The 22,505-nt window shown below is 55.1% G+C and carries 21 protein-coding genes and 1 pseudogene; 18 read left to right on the top strand and 4 right to left on the bottom strand.

Annotation, left to right across the window (positions count from 1 at the left end; translation table 11 throughout):
* The first annotated feature begins 49 nt into the window (after nucleotides 1-49).
* Nucleotides 50-1,762: a DUF5722 domain-containing protein gene (locus tag WIH05_RS10085; RefSeq protein ID WP_022273049.1), complete on the top strand. Its 1,713-nt coding sequence runs from the start codon at nucleotides 50-52 to the stop codon at nucleotides 1,760-1,762.
* Nucleotides 1,763-1,952: 190 nt separating this feature from the next.
* Nucleotides 1,953-2,360: a DUF6465 family protein gene (locus WIH05_RS10080; protein WP_022273048.1), complete on the top strand. Its 408-nt coding sequence runs from the start codon at nucleotides 1,953-1,955 to the stop codon at nucleotides 2,358-2,360.
* A gap of 26 nt (nucleotides 2,361-2,386) precedes the next feature.
* Here the strand turns inward: WIH05_RS10080 and WIH05_RS10075 are convergent, their stop codons facing one another.
* Nucleotides 2,387-2,956 (bottom strand): hypothetical protein, encoded by a 570-nt coding sequence (locus WIH05_RS10075; protein WP_262427913.1) that lies wholly within the window; start codon nucleotides 2,954-2,956, stop codon nucleotides 2,387-2,389.
* A 47-nt stretch (nucleotides 2,957-3,003) separates the two neighbouring features.
* On the opposite strand from WIH05_RS10075, the gene WIH05_RS10070 reads away from it, so the two are divergent.
* Nucleotides 3,004-4,485, top strand: coding sequence for an RsmB/NOP family class I SAM-dependent RNA methyltransferase (locus WIH05_RS10070; RefSeq protein ID WP_337425329.1), 1,482 nt, complete (start codon nucleotides 3,004-3,006; stop codon nucleotides 4,483-4,485).
* Here the strand turns inward: WIH05_RS10070 and WIH05_RS10065 are convergent.
* The gene (locus WIH05_RS10065; RefSeq protein WP_022273045.1) at nucleotides 4,448-5,422 is read right to left on the bottom strand and encodes an RluA family pseudouridine synthase; all 975 of its coding nucleotides are present in this window, start codon (nucleotides 5,420-5,422) and stop codon (nucleotides 4,448-4,450) included. The genes WIH05_RS10070 and WIH05_RS10065 overlap by 38 nt on opposite strands.
* A gap of 114 nt (nucleotides 5,423-5,536) precedes the next feature.
* On the opposite strand from WIH05_RS10065, the gene WIH05_RS10060 reads away from it, so the two are divergent.
* Both WIH05_RS10060 and WIH05_RS10055 read left to right on the top strand, forming a co-directional pair.
* Nucleotides 5,537-6,763 carry a D-alanyl-D-alanine carboxypeptidase family protein gene (locus WIH05_RS10060; protein ID WP_337425327.1) on the top strand — a complete coding sequence of 409 codons (1,227 nt, stop codon included), beginning with the start codon at nucleotides 5,537-5,539 and terminating at the stop codon, nucleotides 6,761-6,763.
* A 29-nt stretch (nucleotides 6,764-6,792) separates the two neighbouring features.
* The gene (locus WIH05_RS10055; protein WP_022273042.1) at nucleotides 6,793-7,395 is read left to right on the top strand and encodes a hypothetical protein; all 603 of its coding nucleotides are present in this window, start codon (nucleotides 6,793-6,795) and stop codon (nucleotides 7,393-7,395) included.
* Nucleotides 7,396-7,422: 27 nt separating this feature from the next.
* Here the strand turns inward: WIH05_RS10055 and WIH05_RS10050 are convergent, their stop codons facing one another.
* Both WIH05_RS10050 and WIH05_RS10045 read right to left on the bottom strand, forming a co-directional pair.
* Nucleotides 7,423-7,785 (bottom strand): NusG domain II-containing protein, encoded by a 363-nt coding sequence (locus WIH05_RS10050; protein ID WP_337425326.1) that lies wholly within the window; start codon nucleotides 7,783-7,785, stop codon nucleotides 7,423-7,425.
* A gap of 5 nt (nucleotides 7,786-7,790) precedes the next feature.
* Nucleotides 7,791-8,816, bottom strand: coding sequence for an FAD:protein FMN transferase (locus tag WIH05_RS10045; RefSeq protein ID WP_337425325.1), 1,026 nt, complete (start codon nucleotides 8,814-8,816; stop codon nucleotides 7,791-7,793).
* Between the two features lie 90 nt (nucleotides 8,817-8,906).
* On the opposite strand from WIH05_RS10045, the gene WIH05_RS10040 reads away from it, so the two are divergent.
* The 13 genes and pseudogenes from WIH05_RS10040 to WIH05_RS09980 all read left to right on the top strand — a co-directional run.
* Nucleotides 8,907-9,428: a Gx transporter family protein gene (locus WIH05_RS10040; RefSeq protein WP_337425324.1), complete on the top strand. Its 522-nt coding sequence runs from the start codon at nucleotides 8,907-8,909 to the stop codon at nucleotides 9,426-9,428.
* A gap of 71 nt (nucleotides 9,429-9,499) precedes the next feature.
* Nucleotides 9,500-10,999: a UDP-glucose--hexose-1-phosphate uridylyltransferase gene (gene galT, locus WIH05_RS10035; protein WP_337425336.1), complete on the top strand. Its 1,500-nt coding sequence runs from the start codon at nucleotides 9,500-9,502 to the stop codon at nucleotides 10,997-10,999.
* Nucleotides 11,000-11,128: 129 nt separating this feature from the next.
* Nucleotides 11,129-11,554, top strand: coding sequence for a hypothetical protein (locus tag WIH05_RS10030; RefSeq protein ID WP_337425323.1), 426 nt, complete (start codon nucleotides 11,129-11,131; stop codon nucleotides 11,552-11,554).
* The gene (locus WIH05_RS10025; protein ID WP_022273036.1) at nucleotides 11,551-12,504 is read left to right on the top strand and encodes a hypothetical protein; all 954 of its coding nucleotides are present in this window, start codon (nucleotides 11,551-11,553) and stop codon (nucleotides 12,502-12,504) included. The genes WIH05_RS10030 and WIH05_RS10025 overlap by 4 nt, the downstream gene beginning before the upstream one ends.
* Before the next feature lie 29 nt (nucleotides 12,505-12,533).
* Nucleotides 12,534-13,403: a diadenylate cyclase CdaA gene (cdaA, locus tag WIH05_RS10020; protein WP_022273035.1), complete on the top strand. Its 870-nt coding sequence runs from the start codon at nucleotides 12,534-12,536 to the stop codon at nucleotides 13,401-13,403.
* On the top strand, nucleotides 13,384-14,832 hold the full coding sequence (locus WIH05_RS10015) for a CdaR family protein (RefSeq protein ID WP_022273034.1): 1,449 nt from the start codon (nucleotides 13,384-13,386) through the stop codon (nucleotides 14,830-14,832). Before cdaA ends, WIH05_RS10015 begins: the two co-directional genes overlap by 20 nt.
* 39 nt (nucleotides 14,833-14,871) lie before the next feature.
* The gene (locus WIH05_RS10010; RefSeq protein WP_158358785.1) at nucleotides 14,872-15,135 is read left to right on the top strand and encodes an HPr family phosphocarrier protein; all 264 of its coding nucleotides are present in this window, start codon (nucleotides 14,872-14,874) and stop codon (nucleotides 15,133-15,135) included.
* Between the two features lie 6 nt (nucleotides 15,136-15,141).
* Entirely contained in the window at nucleotides 15,142-16,491 is a 1,350-nt protein-coding gene (locus WIH05_RS10005; RefSeq protein ID WP_337425322.1) for an O-antigen polymerase, read from the top strand.
* Nucleotides 16,492-16,546: 55 nt separating this feature from the next.
* Complete coding sequence (locus WIH05_RS10000; RefSeq protein ID WP_022273031.1) at nucleotides 16,547-17,740, top strand: pyridoxal phosphate-dependent aminotransferase; 1,194 nt, start codon at nucleotides 16,547-16,549, stop codon at nucleotides 17,738-17,740.
* Between the two features lie 31 nt (nucleotides 17,741-17,771).
* Nucleotides 17,772-18,896, top strand: coding sequence for a sporulation integral membrane protein YtvI (gene ytvI / locus WIH05_RS09995; RefSeq protein ID WP_022273030.1), 1,125 nt, complete (start codon nucleotides 17,772-17,774; stop codon nucleotides 18,894-18,896).
* Nucleotides 18,897-18,989: 93 nt separating this feature from the next.
* Complete coding sequence (locus WIH05_RS09990; RefSeq protein WP_022273029.1) at nucleotides 18,990-19,694, top strand: response regulator transcription factor; 705 nt, start codon at nucleotides 18,990-18,992, stop codon at nucleotides 19,692-19,694.
* The gene (locus WIH05_RS09985; RefSeq protein WP_215652813.1) at nucleotides 19,684-20,820 is read left to right on the top strand and encodes a HAMP domain-containing sensor histidine kinase; all 1,137 of its coding nucleotides are present in this window, start codon (nucleotides 19,684-19,686) and stop codon (nucleotides 20,818-20,820) included. The genes WIH05_RS09990 and WIH05_RS09985 overlap by 11 nt, the downstream gene beginning before the upstream one ends.
* A gap of 5 nt (nucleotides 20,821-20,825) precedes the next feature.
* Nucleotides 20,826-22,505 (top strand): annotated as a pseudogene (locus WIH05_RS09980) (hypothetical protein); the annotation flags it as partial.

Genomic DNA, 22,505 nt, shown 5'->3' with positions numbered 1-22,505 from the left:
TCCCCCGGAGGGGATAATCAGCAGCATAAAGACAGGAAGGAAATGCGACATGAAAAAGAAAAATCTGATCAAAGGCGGCGCAGCAGGGCTCCTCACGCTCCTTTTGACGGCGGCTATGGGCTGCTTTGCCAGCTTTGCATATGACAGCGCGTCCTTAAAGACGTGTACAGTGGAGAACCGGAATACGGTGGTGATCACTGGAACGGCTGAAAAAGACGTGCCCCAGGAGACGGTCCCAGAGACCTTAGAGGACGGGACCGTGGTGCCTCCGGAGACGGAGGTTCCCGACGACGGCTATTATTATCTGTTTGAGCTGCAGCCCTATGAGACAGGGATCGGATCCCGGACGGACTATGCGGCCTGGTGCGATAAAACGGAAAAGCTGAAATTCAGCCTTCCTTTTTCCGGGGGAGATTCAGATCCCAGGCTGTATTCCCGGTTTGTGGTGGCCCTTAAGATCGGGGATACCTACCAGGCCATCAGCGCTCCCATTTATGTGACCAATCCCGGCGACGTGGCTTCCTTTACCGAGGAGTATCCGGAGGCCATGAGCAAAAAGGGGCTTCTGATCGAGCTGGATATGCTGGGAGACGCCATGGAGTTAGGCGTAAAGCACACCACCATCAATATCCCCTACCACCACATCATCGGAGGGAACCTGAAATACCACTATAACGGAAAGGACTATTATTTCAACGAGGAACTGATCGCCAGCTACGATAAGATGATCAGCTCCTTCTCCAATAAAGGGATCATCGTCACGGCCATCCTCTTAAACGGCTGGAACGACGCCCACCCAGAGCTCCACGAGGCCGGCCTGGCAAAGAGCAGCAGCGCCTTTTACTACGGCTTCAACGTGTCCACGCCGGAGGGCTATGAGACCACCAGGGCCTTATTCTCCTTTATGGCAGAGCGGTATTCCGGTGCGGATTATAAGCATGGCCGGGTGTCCAACTGGATCGTGGGAAATGAGGTAAACAACAATAAAAACTGGAACTACGTGGGGCCCATGGATCTGGCGTCCTACACGAAGCTTTATGAAAAGAACTTCCGTGTGGCATATACGGCCATCAAGAGCCGCAGTAAGAATGCCCGCGTGTTCTTCTCCACGGACTATGAGTGGAAAAAGCAGAATACGAACCTCCAGTATGCAGCCAAGGATTTCATCGACCTTTTCAACGCCGGGATCAGTGCTGAGGGAAATATCGAATGGGGTCTGGCCTACCACCCGTATCCGTACCCTATGACGGAGCCGGAATTCTGGGACGACGACCAGACAGGAATGGTAAACGAGACCTTCGAGTCCCCGGTGATCAATTTCAAGAACCTCCATGTTCTGACGGATTATTTCCAGCAGGCCCATATGCGGACGGCCGGAGGGCAGGTGCGCCATATCATCCTTTCCGAGGAGGGCTTCACCTCTGACAGCATTTCCAGGGGAAAGGTATACGATATCCAGGCGGCGGCCTTTGCCTATGCCTACTATCTGGTGGACAATAACCCCTATATCGACGCCTTTATATTAAACCGTCAGGTGGACGCCATCACGGAGGTGGAGACCTCCTGTGCCTTCGGGCTCTGGACCGTGGATATGTCCAGGCCGGATAAGGTGATCGCCGTAATGCCGAAGAATATCTACCAGGTATTTAAACATATCGATACAAGGAAATCCCTGCGGTATTCAGAGTTTGCAAAGTCCATTGTGGGAATTTCCGACTGGAGCGAGGTGATCCCTGGATTTGATCCGGAAAAGTATCAATAAACAATACCAATAAACGGAAAAATATTTTTGGGAAATTGTAGAAAACGTGGAAATTCGGCCGGTTTATTGACAAATTTCCGGCAGTAGCCTATAATCGGAGCTTGAAATAAGCCGATCGCTGACAGCATTTAATTAGAAAGACGACAGCTTGGTATAAGTCAGATGGCGTATGATTATAGGAGGATGGATCATGGCAAGAAAAACGAATGCTGCTGTGAAAGAGGCAACTGCAAAAACAACGGCCGCAAAGGCTGCGGCTGTGAAAGAAACAACGGTAAAAGAGGTTCCGGCGACGGCTTCCGAAGGCAAGTCCGCAGAGCCGGCTAAGGAAGCTAAGAAGGCTCCCGCCAGAAAGACGGCTGCCAGAAAAGCTCCGGCTGCAAAGCCTGTGGAGGTAAAGAGCAGCGTTTACGTACAGTTTGCAGGAAAGGAATTTTCTGAGAGCAGCCTGACAGAGGCTGTGAAGGAAGCGTATACGGCTCTTGGAAACAGGGCGGAGGATATCCGGACCATTGATATTTATGTAAAGCCGGAGGAGAGTGTCGCTTACTATACAGTAAACGGCCAGGGCTCCGATGAATTTAAGATCGAGCTGTAAAAACGGCGGATGGGAAGGCACTGGTTTTAAAGCCAGTGCCTTTTTAAGATCCGGATCCTCCGGCAGAAAAGCCAGAGCCACAGTCCGGCAAATACAGTAAGAAAAAATTCCAGGGCGCTGGAGATCATGAAGCCGGAAAGGACCAGGAGGGCGGCGGTGGCGGCGATGGCAAAGCCCAGAAGGCCCGTACACAGGGAAAAATGGCCGGGATACTGGAAATACAGCTTCAGATCCAGGCTGGTGATGGCCAGATAAAAAAGCACTGTGGCCAAAAAGGCCAGGGCCACATGGACAGAGGCCAGGAGCTTCATTTTTCCAGGTCTGTAAGGAATGAAAACGGAAACCAGCAGGAGAAGGAGCGCCAGGTCTGTCAGAGCTGCTTCCCGCTTCGAAGCCAGGCCGGCTCCAGCCATGGAAACGGCCCGTTGGATGAGAAAGCGGAAAAAGCCTCCGGTGAGGAGGGCCCACAGGATCAGGAAAAATGAACCGGGGCTCTCGCTTCCTGCGACGGAAAAGTTTGATGTGAGCCAGTTGGAATTGCCTGCGGCCAGAGCGGCTGCGGCAGGAATGAGAAACCAGGAAAATATTGCTGCCATAAACTTCCTCCTCCTGTTAGGATGCGCGGAAGGCGGGAAAGGATACGATGAAAAAAATGGAAAACATAAGCCTCCCGGAGGCATTTGTGGAAAAGATGAGCAGGCTCCTGGGAGACGGGGCCGGAAATTTTTTTGAGAGCTACGAAAGGGAGCGGAGCTTTGGCCTGCGGGTAAATCCTTTAAAGGCCGGAGAGCGGCTGCCAGAGTTCCTTTCGGGCCTGGAGCGGATCCCCTGGAGCCGGGAGGGGTTTTATTATCCGGAGGAGCTACGGCCGGGAAAGCACCCGCTCCATGAGGCGGGGGCCTATTATATCCAGGAGCCCAGCGCCCAGGCGTGCGCCGAGGCCCTGGATCCCAGGCCGGGAGAACGGATCCTGGACCTCTGTGCGGCTCCAGGCGGAAAGAGTACCCATCTGGCAGGAAAGATGGAACAGAAGGGGCTTCTGGTGTCCAATGAGATCCATCCGGCCCGGGCAAAGATCCTGTCCCAGAACATCGAGCGCATGGGGATCGGAAACGCAGTGGTCACCAATATGGAGCCTGCGGGCCTGGTCCCTGGGTTCCGGGAGTTTTTCGACGGCATCGCCGTGGACGCTCCCTGCTCCGGGGAAGGGATGTTCCGTAAGGATGAGAATGCAAGGCTGGAATGGAGCCCGGCCCAGGTAGCCGTGTGCGCGGCCCGTCAGGACCAGATCCTGGACTGTGCGGCTGCCATGGTGCGGCCCGGCGGACGGATCCTTTATTCCACCTGTACCTTTTCCCCGGAGGAAAACGAACAGACAGCGGCCCGGTTTCTGGAGCGTCACCCGGAATTCTGCCTGGAGAGGCCCCGTGCTGCCGGATTTTTTTCTGAGGGCAGGCCGGAGTGGGCGGAGTCTGTGGGCTTGAAAGGGCAGAGGGACGAGCTTAGAAAAACGGTCCGTATCTGGCCCCATGAGACCGGTGGGGAGGGCCATTTTATGGCGCTTTTTGTAAAAAACGGAGACGGGGCAGGAGATTCCGGCGGAATGGAGCCGGACCGCAGACAGAAGGACGGAAGGAAGAAAAGGGGAGGAGAAAAGAAGGACAAGAGAGCCGGAAAGGATCAGGGAGAGCTTATGGAGGCAGCCCGCTTCCTTAAGGAGAACGTGCGGGAGCCGGACCGTCTCCTGGCTGGAAGGCGGTTCCTCACCTTTGGGGACAACGTATACCTGGTCCCGGAGGAAACGCCGGAGCTTACAAAGATCCGGGTGCTCCGGCCGGGACTCCAGGCGGGGACCTTAAAAAAAGGCCGTATGGAACCGGCCCATGCCCTGGCCCTGTTTCTTAAAAAGGAAGACGTCTTCCAGTGGGCAGAGCTTGGGACGGGAGAGACCGCGGCAAAGTATCTCCGGGGCGAGGCCATAGGAGCCGGGGAGCTGGAGGCCGTTTCCGGAGGGGATTTAAAGGGCTGGGTCCTGATGACTGTGGACGGCTTTTCCCTGGGATTTGCCAAGGCGGACCGGGGAGTCCTTAAAAATCATTATCCCAAGGGCTTAAGGAGGCCGTAGGGAGATCTGGGTCTGCCCCAGGACGGGAAAAAGAAGGAAGCTCCTGTCCCGGAAACAGGCAGGCCATATCCTCCGGCAGCGGGGCAGAAAAGATCAGGACCTCTCCCGTGAACGGATGGGGAAAGGAAAGTCTGACCGAATGCAGGGCCTGGCGGCGGATGTACCGGAAGTCGGGATTGTAGAGAAAGTCCCCGGGAAGGGGATGGCCGATATATTTCATATGGACACGGATCTGGTGGGTGCGCCCTGTCTCAAGACGGAGACGCAGGAGCGACAGATCCGTGTTTTTATTATACAGAAGCCGTTCATACCGGGTGGCCGCGGCCTCTCCGTGGTCCGGGTCCGGGATCCGCTGGATGGCCGAGCCCTCCTTCCGCCCGATGGGGACGGAGACCGTTCCGCAGGCATCTGTTTTCCCACAGACAGCGGCCAGATATTCCCGGCAGATCTCCCGGCGCTCCACCTGGCCGGAGAGAAGGGAGGAGCTGAGCCCGTTTTTTGCCACCAGGAGAAGGCCGGACGTGTCTTTATCCAGACGATTGACCGCCCGGAACACGAAGGCTTCCTGTTTCTTTCTGAAATAGTCCGCCAGACCGTTGGCCAGGGTATTGCCGTGGTTTCCCTGGGAGGGGTGGACGGCCATTCCAGCTGGCTTGTTTACCACCAGGAGATGTGTATCCTCATATAGGATGTCCAGATCCATGGGAACAGGCTCCACAGCTGCGGAGCTCCTTTTTTCCGCAACACGTACCTGGAGCTGGTTTCCGTCCTTCAGCACGCAGGTTGAAAAAACGGCGGTCCCGTCCACAAAAAAGCTGCCGGGAGTGTTTCTTAATCGGACCACCAGGCGGGAGGAATAGCCCCTGGACTTCAGGTATTCCGCCACAGTCATGCCGGCTTCATTCCCGGTGATCCCGTAAGTAAATGTATTTTCCATAGGAGGGATTTTACCACAGACCGCTGTTTCTGTAAAGAAAGGCCGGGGGGCGGCATATAGTTGCAGAAAGAGCAGCGGAGAATGCGGCCGGAAAGGGAGGCCGCAGAAGGATATATGAGGATCAGAAAAGCATACATACGGACGTTGACGGCGCTCCTGGCCCTGGCGCTCTGGCTGTGGCCCATCCAGACAGAGGCGGTCCAGGCTCCGGGGGAGGAGGCTCCTGCGCCTTTGGAGCTGAGGGCCCGGGCGGCAGTGCTCATGGATGGGGATACGGGAAGGATCCTGTATGGAAAAAACCAGGACCAGACCCTCCCCATGGCCAGCACCACCAAGATCATGACGTGCATCCTGGCTCTGGAAAACGCTTCCCTGGACGATGTGGTGGAGGTGTCCTCCTATGCAGCATCCATGCCGGATGTGCAGTTAAATATCCGGGAGGGGGAACAGTACCGGCTGGAGGATCTTTTGTATTCCCTGATGCTGGAATCCCACAACGACACAGCGGCGGCCATTGCAGAGCATGTGGCCGGGACCAGGGAGGCCTTTGCGGACATGATGAACCAGAAGGCCAGGGACATCGGCTGCCGGGATACCTTTTTCATCACGCCCAACGGTCTGGATGCAGAGGATCCGGATACCGGCCGTATCCACAGCACCACGGCAGCGGAGCTGGCGGGGATCCTCCGGTACTGTCTGTTCCAGTCCCCGGAGCGGGAGGAGTTTTTACGGGTGACCCGGGCGCCGTCCCACGCCTTTTCAGACGTCTCCGGGACCAGGACCTTTTCCTGCGTCAACCATAATGCCCTGCTGACCACCACGAAGGGGGCCATTTCCGGGAAGACCGGCTTCACAGCCGGGGCCGGCTACTGCTACGTGGGAGCCGTAAAAAAGGGAGAGAAAACGTTCATCGCAGCGCTTCTGGGCTGCGGATGGCCGCCTCACAGAACATACAAATGGGAGGACATGGGAAGGCTTCTGGCCTTTGGGGATGAAAATTATGATTTTTATGAACTATTAAAGGAAACGCCGGAGATTCCTCCCATACCTGTAAAAAACGGGATCGGAAGCCAGACTGGGCTTACGGTGGGATATCCGGAGCCGGCCTCCCTGAAAATACTGATGAACCAGAACGAGCCGGTGACCATAAAAAAGAAGGTGGCAAAGGAGCTTACGGCCCCGGTGGCAGCCGGAATGGCGGTGGGCCAGGTGGATTACTACGTGGGGGAAGATCTGGTGGCCAGCTTTCCTGTGACAGCCTCAGAAACGGTGGGAAAATGGGATCTGGAATTTTGTGTGAAAACCCTTTTAAATGGATTTTTATTCTGTTATAATGGATGAAGTTTTATCAGATGAAGGAGGCAGAATACATGAAGACTGCGCTTACAAGAGAAAAGGCCATCGGACTTTTAAGAGAATACAATAAGGAGCCGTTCCATGTGCTTCACGGGCTGACCGTGGGAGGCGTTTTAAAATGGTACGCCAGAGAGCTGGGCTATGGGGATGAGGCGGACTTCTGGGAGATCTGCGGGATCCTCCACGACATCGATTTTGAGCAGTATCCGGAGGAGCACTGCCTGGCAGCTCCCAGGCTTTTAAGGGAAGGCGGAGCAGAGGAGGAAGTGATCCATGCGGTCTGCAGCCACTGCTACGGCCACCATCCGGAGATCACTGCCAGCCCGGATCATGAAATGGAAAAGGTCCTTTATGCGGCCGACGAGCTGACGGGCCTCATCGGGGCGGCGGCAAAGATGCGTCCGTCCAGAAGCTGCCAGGATATGGAGGTCTCCAGCCTGAAGAAGAAATTCAAGGATAAGCGGTTTGCGGCGGGCTGCTCCCGGGACATCATCGCCCAGGGTGCAGAGCAGCTGGGCTGGGATCTGGCAGAGCTGATGGAGCGGACGATCCTGGCCATGCGCTCCTGTGAGGAGTCTGTGCAGGCAGAAATGGAAGCCATGGGCCTGGAAGCGTAAAAGAGAGGAGCAGCCTGGGATAAGATCCTAAGGGGCTCCCATGACCCGGGCGGTCATCCGGTTGGGAAGACATACGATCATCTCTCCCTCCTGGCTGACCTGTCCCTGGTCCATACAGATCTTATCGGGGCAGGAGGCTTCGGTGACCCAGGCTTTTCCGTCCCGGATCACAAAGACATTGACGCCGCCCTGGTCATTTTTTACCGTGTATTCCTGGTCCTTATGAAGCTCCAGGGTCTCCACCACGGCCCCGTCCACAGAAATTTCCAGGAACGCTGCCGGCCCGGAGTGGAGGGCCCGGTTCACGAGAAAGAAAAGGAGCGCTGTAAGGAGTACGGCTCCGGCCAGGAAAAGCTCCCGTTTCCCTGCTTGTCTGTTTTTCTGGTCCATAGGATCTAATCCTTTCGTAAAAATTTTTCCATTCCGTCGGAATAGTGGATCTGATAATCCTCATCAATGAAGCAGGCATACACGCCGTCCATGGATTCCACCAGCTCCATGCCTCTGGAGAGTCCCAGGGAAAAGCAGGTGGTGGAGAGGGCGTCTCCGTCTACGGACCGCTCTGACAGGATCGTCACTGAGATCAGGCCGTTGTCATAGGGATAGCCGGTGGAGGGATCCAGGATATGGTGGTAATTTTTTCCGTCCTCCACGAAATGGCGCTCGTAAACGCCGGAGGCCACTACGGAAAGGTCAGAGACCTCCACCTGGGCAAAGGTCTCGTTCCGGTCCGCAAAGGGCTTCTGGAGCCCCACGGTAAACGGCGTGCCGTCGGGCCGGCTCCCCACGCAGAGGACGTTCCCTCCCAGGTTGATCATGGCGCTTTCCACGCCGGAGTCCAGGAGATACGCTTTCAGCTGATCGGCAATGTAGCCCTTGGCGATGGCGCCCAGATCGATGGAGGTGCCGGGATCCAGGAAGGTCAGGGTGCTCCGGGTCTCGTCCAGCCGGAGCTTTTTATAGTCCACCTTTTTCCGGGCCTCCTCAATGGCCTCCGCCGGAGGGACCGACGGGGACGTCCCGCTGAAATTCCAGAGGGAGCTTAAGGGCTCGGTGGTGATATCAAAGGCCCCGCCGGAACGTTCACAGTAATAGAGGGCTGTGGCCAGGAGATCCGTCATGTCGTCAGACAGGGGATACGTTCCCGTGGCGTCCTCCCGGTGGTTCAGCCGGTACACCTCGCTTCCGGACAGAGTGCGGCTGAAACGGTTTTCGTATTCCCGGCAGAGGGCCATGGCTCCGTCCAGGATGGACTCGTCCCTGGAATCGTAGATGGCGATATCCACAAAGGTATTCAGGAGAAAATCGGAGCGGTGGATGGGAACGTCTGCCGGAGAGCCGTCCGGCGGCTTTATAAAGCAGAGGGCCGCCAGAAGGATGGCAGCCCCCAGCACAGGCACCAGATGGGGGAACCTTTTCATAAAAGATACCATTCTTTCTATTATAGATTTGGACAGGTCTCATTCTAGCAAATGGGTCATGCAAAGTCAAGACGGGAGGAGCAGGGGAGATTGAAGAAAAATACGTCAGAAAGAACGGAGCGGGCGGCCCTTTACGGGCTTCTCACTGCCCTGGCCATGGTCCTGGGATTCGTGGAGAGCCTGATCCCCATTCCGTTCCCGGTGCCGGGGATCCGCCTGGGACTTGCCAACCTGGTGACGGTGGCCGGGCTTTACCTGGTGGGGATCCGGGGAACGGCGGCGGTGACGGTGCTCCGCATCGTTCTCACGGGCCTTTCCTTTGGAAATCCGTACAGTATGGCCTATGGCCTTTCGGGAAGCTTTTTAAGCCTGCTGGTCATGGCGGCAGCGAAAAAGCGGCAGTGGTTCTCGACGGTAGGCATCAGCATCCTGGGAGGCATTGCCCATAATGTGGGACAGGTCTCCTTTGCGGCTTTTATCGTCCGTACAGCAGGCGTCTTTTATTATCTGCCGGCGCTCCTGGCCGCCGGCTGCGCGGCCGGAGCCGTCATCGGCATAGTGGGCGGGATCCTGGCAGAACGGATCTCACAATTTTTGAAAAACCGGAATTAACGATTGTATTGTCTGCCGGGAACAGCTATAATTAAAGAAATGAATTTTTACGGGGAGTGGAAGTTATGAAAATGATCAGTGAAGCAGTCCGGGATCTGGTGCAGTACGGCCTGGATACAGGACTTTTAGATGAAGAGGACAGATATTACGCCAGGAACCAGATCTTAAGACTTCTGGGCCTTACAGAATATGAGGAGCCGGAAGAGCCGGAAAAAAAACGCAGCCTGGAGGATATCCTGGAGACGCTTCTGGACTATGCGGCAGAGAACGGCCTTCTGGAGCATGACAGTGTGACCTACCGGGATCTTTTTGATACGAAGCTGATGAACTGCCTGATGCCCAGGCCCAGCGAGGTATCAAAACGGTTCAGAGGGCTTTATGAGGCAGATCCGGAGGCAGCCACCAGGTATTTTTATAAGCTGAGCCAGGATTCCGACTATATCCGGAGATACCGGGTATGTAAGGATATGAAGTGGGTGGCAGATACGGAATATGGAGCCCTGGACGTGACTGTAAACCTTTCCAAGCCGGAAAAGGATCCCAGGGCCATTGCCGCCGCCAAGCTGGCAAAGCAGAGCGGATATCCCAAATGCCTTTTATGCGTGGAGAACGTGGGCTATGCCGGGCGGGCAGACCATCCGGCCCGGGACAACCACCGGATCATCTCCTTGACCATGGGCAGAGAGGAGTTCGGCTTCCAGTATTCTCCCTATGTGTATTATAATGAGCACTGCATCGTGTTCAATCAGAAGCATGTGCCCATGAAGATCGACAGGAGCACCTTTGTGAAGCTGTTTGATTTTGTAAAGCAGTTCCCCCACTATTTCCTGGGCTCCAATGCCGACCTTCCCATCGTGGGAGGCTCCATCCTGACCCATGACCATTTCCAGGGAGGCTGCTATGAGTTTGCCATGGCCAAGGCCCCGGTGGAGAAGGAACTGGAGTTTAAGGGCTTTGAGGACGTGAAGGCAGGGATCGTCAAGTGGCCTATGTCCGTGATCCGCTTAAACGGGACGGACAGCGGGCGGATCGTGGACCTGGCGGATAAGATCCTAAAGGCATGGCGCGGGTATACGGATGAGGCGGCCTTTATCTTTGCAGAGACAGATGGAGAGCCCCACAATACGATCACTCCCATTGCCCGGATGCGGGACGGCCGGTTTGAGATGGACCTGGTGCTGAGGAACAATATCACTACCAAAGAGCATCCCCTGGGCGTTTACCATCCCCATGAAAGGCTGCATCACATCAAAAAAGAGAACATCGGCCTCATCGAGGTCATGGGACTGGCAGTGCTCCCGGCCCGGTTAAAGGAGGAGCTGGCCCTTCTGGCTGGCTATATGACGGAAGGAAAGGATATCCGCAGCAGCGAGACCATTGCGAAGCACGCCGACTGGGTAGAGGAGTTCCTTCCCAAATATAAAACGGTGACAGAAGAGAATGTGATGGATATTTTAAAGACCGAGGTAGGACGCGTTTTCGCAGAGGTCCTGGAGGACGCCGGCGTTTATAAGCGGACCGGAGAGGGAAGAGCCGCGTTCCTGCGCTTTACGGATTCGGTGAACGGCTGATTTTTGTCAAAATCCTTAACATTTCCATAAGAAAATGGGAACTGCTCGCCAACAGGAAGAAATTGTGATATATTATCTGTGAGGCGGCGCAGCCCTGCGCCGTTTCGCAGAAAGGATAAGGAGAACCATATGCTGAACGAAGAAAAGATCCGGATCATGACAGGGATCGCCATGTTTGAAAAAAAGGCCGGGAGGGACATCCTTCCTGCCAGCCGGTATTTTAAGAGCGATTATGTCGGAGGCCGTATGATCCGCTCCTTCATTTTTTACACGTTTTCCAGTATGCTGTGCCTGGCCCTCTGGGTCCTCTATCAGATGGAGGACATTATGAGCACCATGGATGTGACCGCGCTCCTGGCGTCGGCAAAGCATGTGGCCTTATTCTATGCCGGCGGGCTTCTGGTCTATCTGGCTGTCACTTACTGGATCTATTCCCGACGGTACGAGCGTGCCAGCAAAGGCATGAAGATCTATCAGGCCAAGCTGCGCCGTCTGGAGAAAAAATATGAAGCTCCCTCTGTACAGGGAGAAAATGAGGAGGAACGGCGCGTATGATGGGCCTTTTGGTATTTAAAGAAAAATTAAAGCAGCTATATGGAAAATACAACCGGTATATGATCCCGGCGGTGAAGTTCCTGCTGGGGGCTTTGGCCTTCTTTCTGATCAGCTCCAATGTGGGCTTCATGGCCAGGCTTAAAAATCCCCTGGTGCCGGTGGTGATGGGACTGGTGGCAGCGGCGGTGCCCTGCGGAGTCACAGCATTTTTTGCCGGCTGCTTTCTGATCGCCCACGTTTCCCAGGTATCCCTGGAGGCGGCGCTGATCATTGCCGTATTTATGCTGGTGGTCATGATGCTCTATTATGGTTTTCGGCCGGGAGACGGCTATCTCCTGCTTCTGACGCCCATGATGTTTTTCTTAAAGGTCCCCTATGTGATCCCTCTGTTCGTGGGCCTTTCCGGCAGCCTGGTATCCATTGTTCCTGTGAGCTGCGGCGTATGCATTTATTATATTATGATGTATCTGAAGCAGAACGCCGGCGTACTGGCAGGCAGCACCATGTCAGAAATGGCGGAGCGGTTCATCGTCATTGTCCAGAGCCTTTTTGGGAACCAGCTGATGTGGGTCATGGTGGCGGCCTTTGCGGCCGGTGTTCTGGTGGTGTTCCTGATCAGAAATCTGTCGGTGGATTATTCCTGGTCCATTGCCATCATCGCCGGAGTGATCACCCAGCTGGTGGTGATCTTCATCGGGGACTTTTATTTTAACCTGCCGGTCGCCATCGGTCCCATGATCCTGGGGATCCTGGTGTCTGTGGTCCTGGCTCTGGTCTACCAGTTTTTCGTGTTTGCGGTGGATTACACCAGGACGGAATATTTACAGTACCAGGACGACGACTACTATTATTATGTGAAGGCGGTGCCGAAGATCACCGTCTCCCAGCCGGATGTGAAGGTACACCGGATCTCTTCGAGAAAATCTTCCAGACACGAAAAATCCAATTAAACAAATAAAACTGGGATGGAGGTGAAAGTATGACAGAATTTCTTGGACGCATATATTCCTGGCTGGCGTTCATACCAAAGATCACTCTGGGAAACCTGTTTGAAATTCTGATTATCTCTTTCCTTATATACGAGATCCTGATCTGGGTCCAGAATACCAGAGCCTGGGTGCTGTTGAAGGGCGGCCTGATGATCCTGGCCTTTTACCTGGGGGCGTCCCTTCTCAGGTTAAATACCATTACCTGGATGATCAACCATATGGGCCAGTTAGCCCTGATCGCTCTTCTGATCATCTTCCAGCCGGAGCTCCGGAAGGCCCTGGAGCAGCTGGGAAGCAAAAATATCATCACAGAGCTGTTTTCTTCAGAGGATGTGAGAGGACCGGAGGGCTATACGGACAAGACTGTCAACGAGATCGTCCGGGCTGCTTATGAGATGGGAAAGGTAAAGACGGGAGCGCTGATCGTTATTGAGAGGGAAACTCCCCTTTCGGAGATCGAGAGGACCGGGATCGAGGTGGACGGCATCGTCACCAGCCAGCTTCTGATCAATATCTTTGAACATAATACACCGCTGCACGACGGTGCGGTGATCATCCGGGGAAACCGGGTGACGGCGGCCACCTGTTATCTGCCGCTGTCGGATAATCTGAGCATCAGCAAGGACCTGGGAACCCGTCACCGTGCGGCCCTGGGGATCAGCGAGACCTCGGACAGCCTGACGGTGGTGGTGTCTGAGGAGACAGGCCGCGTGTCCCTGGCCCGTGACGGACAGCTCACAAGGATCAGCGATCAGGAAACCCTGCGCCAGGCCATTTCCGTGGAAAAGGGAGAGGATACTGGGGCAGGACGGTTCCGGTTATGGAAGGGAAGACATAAAAATGAAAGAAAAGCAGAATAAGCGCTGGGGACTGAAGCTTTTGTCGGTCTTATGTGCCTTTCTGGTGTGGCTGGGCGTCGTCAATGTGGCCGATCCGGTGATGACCAGCACGGTGGAGGTTCCGGTGGAGATCGTCAACGGAGAAGTACTGGAAGCCAGCGGCTTAACGTATGAGATCATAGGAAAAAAGACGACCACCGTGTCGTATGAGGTAAAAACGACCAATGCCCACCGGATCCGTCCGGCAGACTTCAGAGCCTATGCGGATATGACGGATCTCTGGTCTGTTACAGGCTCCATCCCTGTAAAGGTGGAGGTGCTGAACCACAGCGAATACCTGCTGTCAGCCCCCGTGAGCCGGGTATCCACCATCAAGATCGAGACGGAGCCCTTACAGAAGAAGCGGTTCGATATCAACGTTTCCTACGCGGGAGACCTGGAGGAAGGATACGAAGCGGGAGATGTGGTGCTGTCTCCGGATCATTTATATGTGGAGGGGCCGGAATCCACCATCGGCCAGATCAGCAGCGTGGGGATCGAGATCTCCCTGGATGGCCTGACCATGGACGCAGAGGGGACGGCATCGCCCCAGTTCTACGACGCCAATGGCAATAAGATCGTTCTGGACCAGCGGGTGGAGGTGGACTGTGAATCGGTATCCTACTCCATGCCGGTCCTCAAGGTAAAGAGCCTGCTGCTGGATTTCGAGGTTTCCGGACAGGTGGCCGACGGATACCGGTTCACGGGCGTGGAATGTGATGTGAAGAGCGTTCCTGTCATCGGCCTGAAATCGGTGCTGGCTTCCTTAAATACCATTACGATCCCTGGTGAAAGCCTGAACCTGGACGGAGCCAGGACAAATATGGTGCGGACCATCGATATCAACGAGTATCTGCCGGTGGGAGTTTCCCTGGCCGGTACGGGCCGCCACGAGATCAATGTGACCCTGACTGTGGAGCAGTTAAAGGAACGTGTTTATACGGTGGAGGTCAACGATGCCTCCTTTACAGGGGAAAACGATGATTATATCTACCGGGCGGAGCCGGATACGGTGAATATCCGTATCGAGGCCCTGGCTGAGGAGCTGGACAGCCTTACTCTGGATTCCGCGGACATCCAGGTGGATGTTTCCTCCATGGGCGAGGGGATCCATGAGGCGAAGGTGGTGCTGAAGCTGGATCTGGACCGGGTATACAGGGTCCTGGATATCTCCTCCTGCAGCATCCAGGTGATGAAGGTCCCCGAGGCAACGGAAAGCGCACCTTCATCCGGCACGGCGGAAGAGACTGCGGCGGAGACCAGTACGGGAGCCGGTGAGACAAACGACGCTTCCGGAGCCCAGGATGGAACGGAGGTATCCGGAACAGCCGCCTCCCATGAGACGGAGGAGAGCCGCCGCGCAGAGGTCCATCCGGCGGAGGAATCCTCTTCTGCGCAGGAAAACCGGTAAAGACACGGCATCTTATGAAAAATGGAGTATAGTTACAATATGGTAAAGCAAAGAGTTACGATCAAAAATCCCACCGGCCTTCACCTCAGGCCGGCGGGGATTCTGTGCAAGGAAGCCCTGCGGTACCAGTCCTCGGTGAAATTTCAGTTTGGTACCAGCACAGCCAATGCCAAGAGCGTTTTAAGTGTTCTTGGGGCCTGCGTGAAAAGCGGGGATGAGATTACGTTTATCTGCGAGGGGCCGGATGAGGAAAAGGCCCTGGCGGACATGGTCGCCCTGGTGGAAAGCGGCCTGGGAGAATAACTGGATATGGTAGTTTATCTGATCCTTTATGGCGCCGGTGTGCTTTTTGCATCCAGCGCCCATTACTATATGTCGGGAATGAGTCTGATCCTGGCAGCCCTGTATCTGTATTTTTATGATTACAGGCGGAGCGGGAACCCGCTCCATCTCCGGGCCCTGTTTTCCCTGTTCTGGGTAGGAGGGGAAGGGATCTCCTGCTTTAAGCTGAGCCGGCTCCAGACCGACTGGGACCCGGTGACCTGGGCCAGTTTTTTCATAGCCCTGGCCGCTTTCTGGAGTGTGTTTGGAATGGCAGAGGCCCGGATCCGGAAAAAACGGGAAGAGGGCAAGGATAAAAGAGAGGAAAAGGCCAGGAGGAAGGGCGTGGAAGCCGTATCTGAAGGAACAGAGGCTGCCGGGAGCTTTGGTATGCTCACGGCCATCCTTCTTCTGACGGCTGTGTCCTGGGCCGCTTTTCTTCTGGAGGCAGCGGTCCTGGGCTATGTGCCGTTCTTCCTGCGGGGAGTGCCCCATGCCTACTCCCATTTCCACATATCCGGCGTCCACTATTTCACCGTTTCCTGCGTGCTGGTACCGTCCATGGCAGTGATCTGGTTTCTGCGCGGAGGCGTAAAGAAGCGCTGGCAGGCGGTCCTGGTGCTTCTGGCTGCGGCAGCATCCCTTCTGGTCCCTGTGCTCTGCGTGTCCCGGTTCCAGCTGATTTTTTCGGTGATCCTGGCGGTGCTGACTTTTATGCAGGTCTCGGGAAAGAAGCGGCTGCGGTATCTGTTCGGAGCGGCTGCGGCGCTGCTGCCGCTCTATGTGATCCTGACTGTTGCCAGGAGCCACGATGTGGCGTATCTCAACGGTATTTTTGAGATGAAGGACCCGGCGACGCCTATTTTTATCACCCAGCCGTATATGTACATTGCCAATAATTATGATAATTTCAACTGTCTGGTGACAGAGCTCCCGGCCCATTCCATGGGGCTTAAGAGCCTGTTTCCCTTATGGGCCTTAACGGGGCTTAAGTTCATAAAGCCCGAGCTGGTGGATTTTCCCATCTACACCACCAAGGAGGAGCTGACGACGGTGACGCTGTTTTATGATGCCTATTACGATTTTGGCGTTGTAGGCGTGTTCCTTTTCTCGGCGGTCCTGGGGCTTTTTGCCGCATGGCTCATGGACCGGGCAGAGAGGGCAGAGAATCCGTTCTGGCAGCTTTTTTATTCCCAGGCGGCGCTTTATTTCATGCTGTCATTTTTTACCACCTGGTATTCCAATCCGGCCACCTGGTTTTATTTTGCAGCCACGGGAGCGGCGATGGTCTGGGTGGAGCTCATAAAGCGGCTGGCAGGAGCCGGGGAAAGGACATAAAAGGGGAAGGCTGTTTTATCTGGGGGACAATAAGAAAACGATGGAGGAAATGAAAATGGTATCAGAAAAAATGAAGCCGTTCATGGCGAACAATTCCGCGATCCGCGCCATGTTTGAGGAAGGAAAGAAAATGGCCGCCGTCTATGGGGCGGAAAACGTATACGATTTCAGTCTGGGAAATCCCAATGTGCCGGTTCCGGAGGTCAATGAGGCCATCCTGGAGATCGTGAAAGAGGAGGCGTTCAATGCCCTTCACGGCTATATGAGCAACGCCGGCTTTGAGGATGTGCGCCAGACCATCGCCCAGTCCATCAATGAGCGGTTCGGCACCAGTTTTTCTGAGAAAAACCTGATCATGACCGTGGGAGCTGCAAGCGGCCTCAATGTGATCTTAAAGAGCATCTTAAACCCTGGAGACCAGGTGATCGTATTCGCCCCGTACTTTGTGGAGTACGACGGCTATGTGAGGAATTATGACGGAGAAGTGGTGCGGATCTCCCCGGATACAGAGACCTTTATGCCAAAGCTGGATGAGTTTGAGGAGAAGATCACAAAAAGGACCAAGGCCGTCATCATCAATAACCCCAATAATCCCACAGGAGTTGTGTATGGCGAGGATACCATAAAGGCCCTGGCGGCTATCCTGGAGAAGAAGGAAAAGGAGTTTGGCATCTCCATCCTTCTGATCTCCGACGAGCCCTACCGGGAGCTGGCCTACGGGGTGGAGGTCCCCTATGTGACAAAGTATTACCATAATACGGTGGTGGGGTATTCTTACAGCAAATCCCTTTCCATCCCCGGCGAGCGCATCGGCTACCTGGTGATCCCCGATGAGGTGGATGAGAGCGGGGAGCTGATCACTGCCGCCTCCATCGCCAACCGGGTCCTGGGCTGCGTCAACGCCCCGTCCCTGATCCAGAAGGTGATCCAGTACTGTATCCGGCACAAGGTGACCGTCAACGTGGAGGCCTACGAGAAGAACCGGGATCTTTTGTACCATGCGTTAAAGGAGGACGGCTTTACCTGTGCAAAGCCCGACGGCGCGTTTTACCTGTTTGTCAAGTCTCCGGTAGCGGATGAAAAGGAATTCTGTGAGACCGCAAAGAAGCATCACGTCCTGATGGTCCCCGGCAGCTCCTTTGCCTGCCCGGGCTATGTGCGGATCGCTTACTGCGTATCCCATGAGCAGATCGAGCGCTCCCTTCCGGCGTTCCGGGAGATCGCCAGGGAATATGGTCTGTTAAAGTAGAGGGCAGACGCAGGTCCTCATGGAGGAGGAAATGGATATCAGAAAATATGCGAGGATCTTTTTAAACATTGCGGTTCCCCTTATGACCATCTACCTGATCTGTGTCTGGGGACCGCGGCTTCTTGGTTTCTTCATACCGTTTGTGATCGGCTGGGTGGTGGCCATGATCGCCAATCCCCTGGTGCGGTTCCTGGAAAAAAAGATACGGATCGTCAGGCGGCACAGCTCCATGGTCCTGATCGTGGGGGTTCTGGCTCTGGTGATCTTTGGCCTGTATTTCCTGGGAAGCCGGGGGCTTAAGGAGATGGTGCTGTTCGTGCGGGCCCTTCCGGGGCTTTATGCGGAGGTCCAGGAGGATGTGGCCGAAGCCTATGCGGAGCTGGAGCAGGTCCTTACGTTCCTGCCTCCGGAGGTGAAGGACTCCTTCGGCCAGGTCATCGAGCAGCTGGGAGCGTACATCGGCGGCTTTCTCCAGGACCTGGCGGCCTCTGCCGGAGGAGCTGTGGCCAGGACCCTGCCGGATGTGCTGGTCCATACCATTGTGGTCCTTCTGTCCTCCTATCTGTTCCTGGCGGAGCATGATGTGATCGTCCAGAGGATAAAGGAAGTGATGCCGGGGGCGGTGAAGCGGTATGCGGGACTTATAAAGAAGGACGTCAGGAAGGTCATCGGCGGCTACTTCATGGCCCAGTTCAAGATCATGTTCGTGGTGGCCCTGGTGCTCATGGGAGGTCTTATGCTCCTGGGCGTCCATTACTGGGCGGTCCTGGCGGTGGCCATTGCCATTCTGGATTTCCTGCCCATGTTCGGCACAGGAACGGTGCTGATCCCCTGGGCTGCGGTGAAGCTGTTTACCGGGGATTTTGCCTATGCGGCCGGCCTGGGACTGCTTTACGTCCTGTCCCAGGCGGTCCGGCAGATCATCCAGCCCAAGATCGTGGGGGACAGTATGGGGCTTCCGCCTCTGACCACCCTGTTTTTCCTGTTCCTGGGATACAGGCTCCGGGGACTGGCCGGTATGATCCTGGCCGTTCCGGTGGGACTGATCTTTATTAAATTTTATGAATACGGGGCCTTCGATTCCCTGATAAACAGCGTAAAGGAGCTGGCCAGGGAGATTGAGGAGATCCGTCATGGAGATGGGAAGGAGCCATAGGCCCCTTCCCGTTTTTTTCCATAAAAAAGTAAGGCAAAAGTGGGCAAAGTATGGTATGATGGTACATATATTACGGACAGAGGAGGATGTTTCATGGATCAGATCAATATTCTCGTTGTGGATGATGAAAAAGAGATCGCGGACCTGGTGGAGATCTACCTGGTCAGCGACGGATATAAAGTATTTAAGGCCAACAATGCCCTGGACGGACTGGAGATCCTGGAAAAGGAGGAGATCCACCTGGTGCTCCTGGATATCATGATGCCGGGGATGGACGGACTGGAGATGTGCCGGAAGATCCGGGAGACCAACAATATCCCGATCATCATGCTGAGTGCCAAGTCCACGGATCTGGATAAGATCCTGGGCCTGGGGACCGGGGCGGACGACTATGTGGTGAAGCCCTTTAACCCGCTGGAGCTGACAGCCAGGGTAAAATCCCAGCTGAGACGGTATACCCAGCTAAATCCCAACCGGAATACCGGCCAGGCTGCCAAAAACGAGATCAATATCAAGGGGCTCTCCATCAATAAGGACAACCACAAGGTGGTGGTATACGGAGAGGAGATCAAGCTGACGCCCATCGAGTTCGATATCCTTTATCTCCTGGCCTCCAATCCAGGCCGGGTGTTCAGCACCGACGAGATCTTTGAAAAGGTATGGAATGAGAAGGTATACGAGGCCAATAATACGGTCATGGTACATATCCGCCGTCTCCGCGGAAAAATGAAGGAGGATACCAGACAGAATAAGATCATCACCACAGTCTGGGGGGTGGGTTATAAAATTGAAAAGTGATTTCAGCAGACGGTTTTACGGACAGGTCCTGGTCAATATCCTGTACAGCACCCTGGTGGCATGTCTGGTGGAGATCTTTCTGATCGCCAACGTGGATATGATCGTCAATTATCTGGAAAAGACCCGGGGAAGCCTTTCCCCTGCCCTTAAGATCTTCCGGATGGGGACTGCCACCACGATCCTTTATGTGATCGCCGGCATCGGGATCTTTTCCCTGACCTTCCTGCTTTTGCAGAGAAAGTCCATCCGGTACATAGGAAAGATCGCAGCAGCCATCCAGAACATCTCCGAGGGAGATCTGAATATCCAGGTGGAGGTGGAGGGAGACGATGAGTTTGCCATGATGGCGGCCAGCTTAAACCGGATGGAGGCCGATATCCGGGAGCTGATGGATAAGGAACGGGAATCGGAGCGGACGAAAAATGAGCTGATCACCAACGTGGCCCATGACCTCCGGACGCCGCTGACCTCCATCATCGGCTACCTGGAGCTGCTTTCCAGGGGCATGCCCATGGAGGAGGAGATGCGGCAGAAATACATCGACATCGCCTATACAAAGGCCAAGCGCCTGGAAAAGCTCATCGAGGACTTATTCGGCTTTACGAAGATGAACTGCGGCAAGATTGCCATGCACGTGGGCCGGGTGGACATCGTAAAGCTCCTGGGACAGCTTCTGGAGGAGTTTTATCCCAGCTTTGCCGATAAGGGGCTTACCTATGAACTGACCAGCAATGTGCCGTCCCTGGAGATCACCGCCGATGGAAATCTCCTGGCCCGGCTGTTTGACAACCTGATCAACAATGCCATCAAATACGGGGCCGAGGGAAAGAAGGTACTGGTAAAGATCGAGGCAGAGGAAGAAGTGGTATCCGTTTCTGTGGTAAACTTCGGCTATGTGATCCCGGAGGGAGAGCTGCATCTGATCTTCAATAAATTTTACCGGGTGGAGCAGTCACGATCCACAGCCACGGGAGGAACGGGCTTGGGGCTGGCCATTGTAAAAAATATTGTGGATATGCATGGAGGGACCATTTCCGTCACCAGCGACTTAAACGGTACGGTGTTCCAGGTAAAGCTGAAGATCGATTTTGATGTGAACAGAGAAAATTTCAGAGCGATAGGATGAATCATATGGGAAAAAGAAGCGTCAGAGTGTTCCTTGCACTGGTTTTTGCGCTCCTGCTTCCAGGAAGCCCGGCATGGGCGGGAGACGGAGCGCCGGTATCCATGGAGGTTTCCACAGTCTATGGGGATATGGGAAAGTTTGGGAGCCATATCCCCCTTGTTATTACTTTTTACGGCCAGTCGGAGACGCCCTTTAACGGTACAGTGAACGTAAAGACCCTGGAGAGCACGCCGGATAACAGCGATGAGGTCTATCAGTACAGCTTCCCGGTTTCTGTGAAGCTGGCGGAGACGGAAAAAAAGGAGATCTATATCCCCCTGGGGCAGAAGAGCAGCGGGATCCATGTGGCCCTCTGCGACCAGGGGGGAAAAGAGGTGGATTCCTGTTCTCTTTCCTTTGATGTGTCCCGGGACATGGGTAGGCTGCTGATCGGAGGCCTGGCAGGAGAGGAAGAGGAGCTCTCATACTTTGACGGCGTCCACCTGGAATACGGCATGGTGGATTCCCGGCTGGTCCTCCTGGACCAGAAGGCCCTGCCCTCCGACGCCAGGGGACTGGAGCTTCTGGATATCCTTCTGATCAACGGCTTTTCTACGGAAAGTCTCACCGAGGACCAGAGGACAGCCATCCTTCAGTGGGTGGAACGGGGCGGGACCCTCCTGCTGGGCACAGGCCAGGAAGCAGAGAAGGTCCTGGGGGGATTTTCCGAAGATCTGGGCGGAGTCCGGATCCGGGGATATGAAAAAAAGAAAGTGGGCCTGGGGGTGGAATACGCCCAGGATTCCCCGGAGGATGCCCAGGTGGAGCTGATGTGCGCTGAGCTTTCTGTGCCCGGCGGAAGAGTGGTCATGGAAGGAGACGATATCCCTCTTTTAACGGTGATCCGGCGCGGGAAGGGAAAAATGGGATTTTTTTCCTATGATCTGGGGGAGATCCGCGGGTTTGCAGAAAAGACCCCCGGCTATGTGGCGGAGATCCTGACAAAGACCCTGGGCCAGGAGGCTGTCTCCCAGCTTTACTATTACAGCTCCTATGGAAGGAACGACGACTACTGGAGCGCCCAGAGCCTGGTGAGCACCGGCAGTGTGGACCGGCTGCCCAGGATCCCGCTTTATATGGCAGTGACAGCCGTCTATATCCTGGCGGCAGGGCCGGGGCTTTACCTGTATCTGAAAAAGAAGGACCTGAGCCGGTACTACGGAATTTCTGTGGTCATAGCTTCGGCGGCGGCCTCAGCGGTCATCTATCTGCTGGGAACGGGGACCCGGTTCACGTCGGAATTTTATACCCTGGCTACGGTGCTGGATACCTCCGGGGACACGGTGGAGGAGACCACCTTTTTAGATGTGCGGACGCCGGACAGCCGTCCCTTTTCCCTGCGGGTGCCTGCGGAGTATTCCATCACTCCCCTGACCAGATCCAGCCAGTATGAGGAGCAGCCGGTCCAGGCCTTTGACGGAAAACAGGCGGCAGATGTGAGGATCGCCCGGGAGGAGGATGCGGCAGTCCTTTCAGCCAGCCGGTCCAGGGCCTTCGATCCCCGGTATTTTAAGCTGGAATCCAGGGGAGAACGGACGTTTCCCGGAAGGATCGAAGGAGATCTGAGGCTGTTCGAGGGAAAGCTTTCCGGCTATATCAGAAATGACTATGATTTTCCCCTGACCGACAGCGCCGTATTCTTTTAC

This window comes from Alitiscatomonas sp., assembly GCF_037242085.1.
Classification (GTDB): Bacteria; Bacillota; Clostridia; order Lachnospirales; family Lachnospiraceae; genus Alitiscatomonas; species Alitiscatomonas aceti.
The sequence above is the reverse complement of the archived record's forward strand: the minus strand, read 5'-3'. Positions and strand labels throughout refer to the sequence as shown.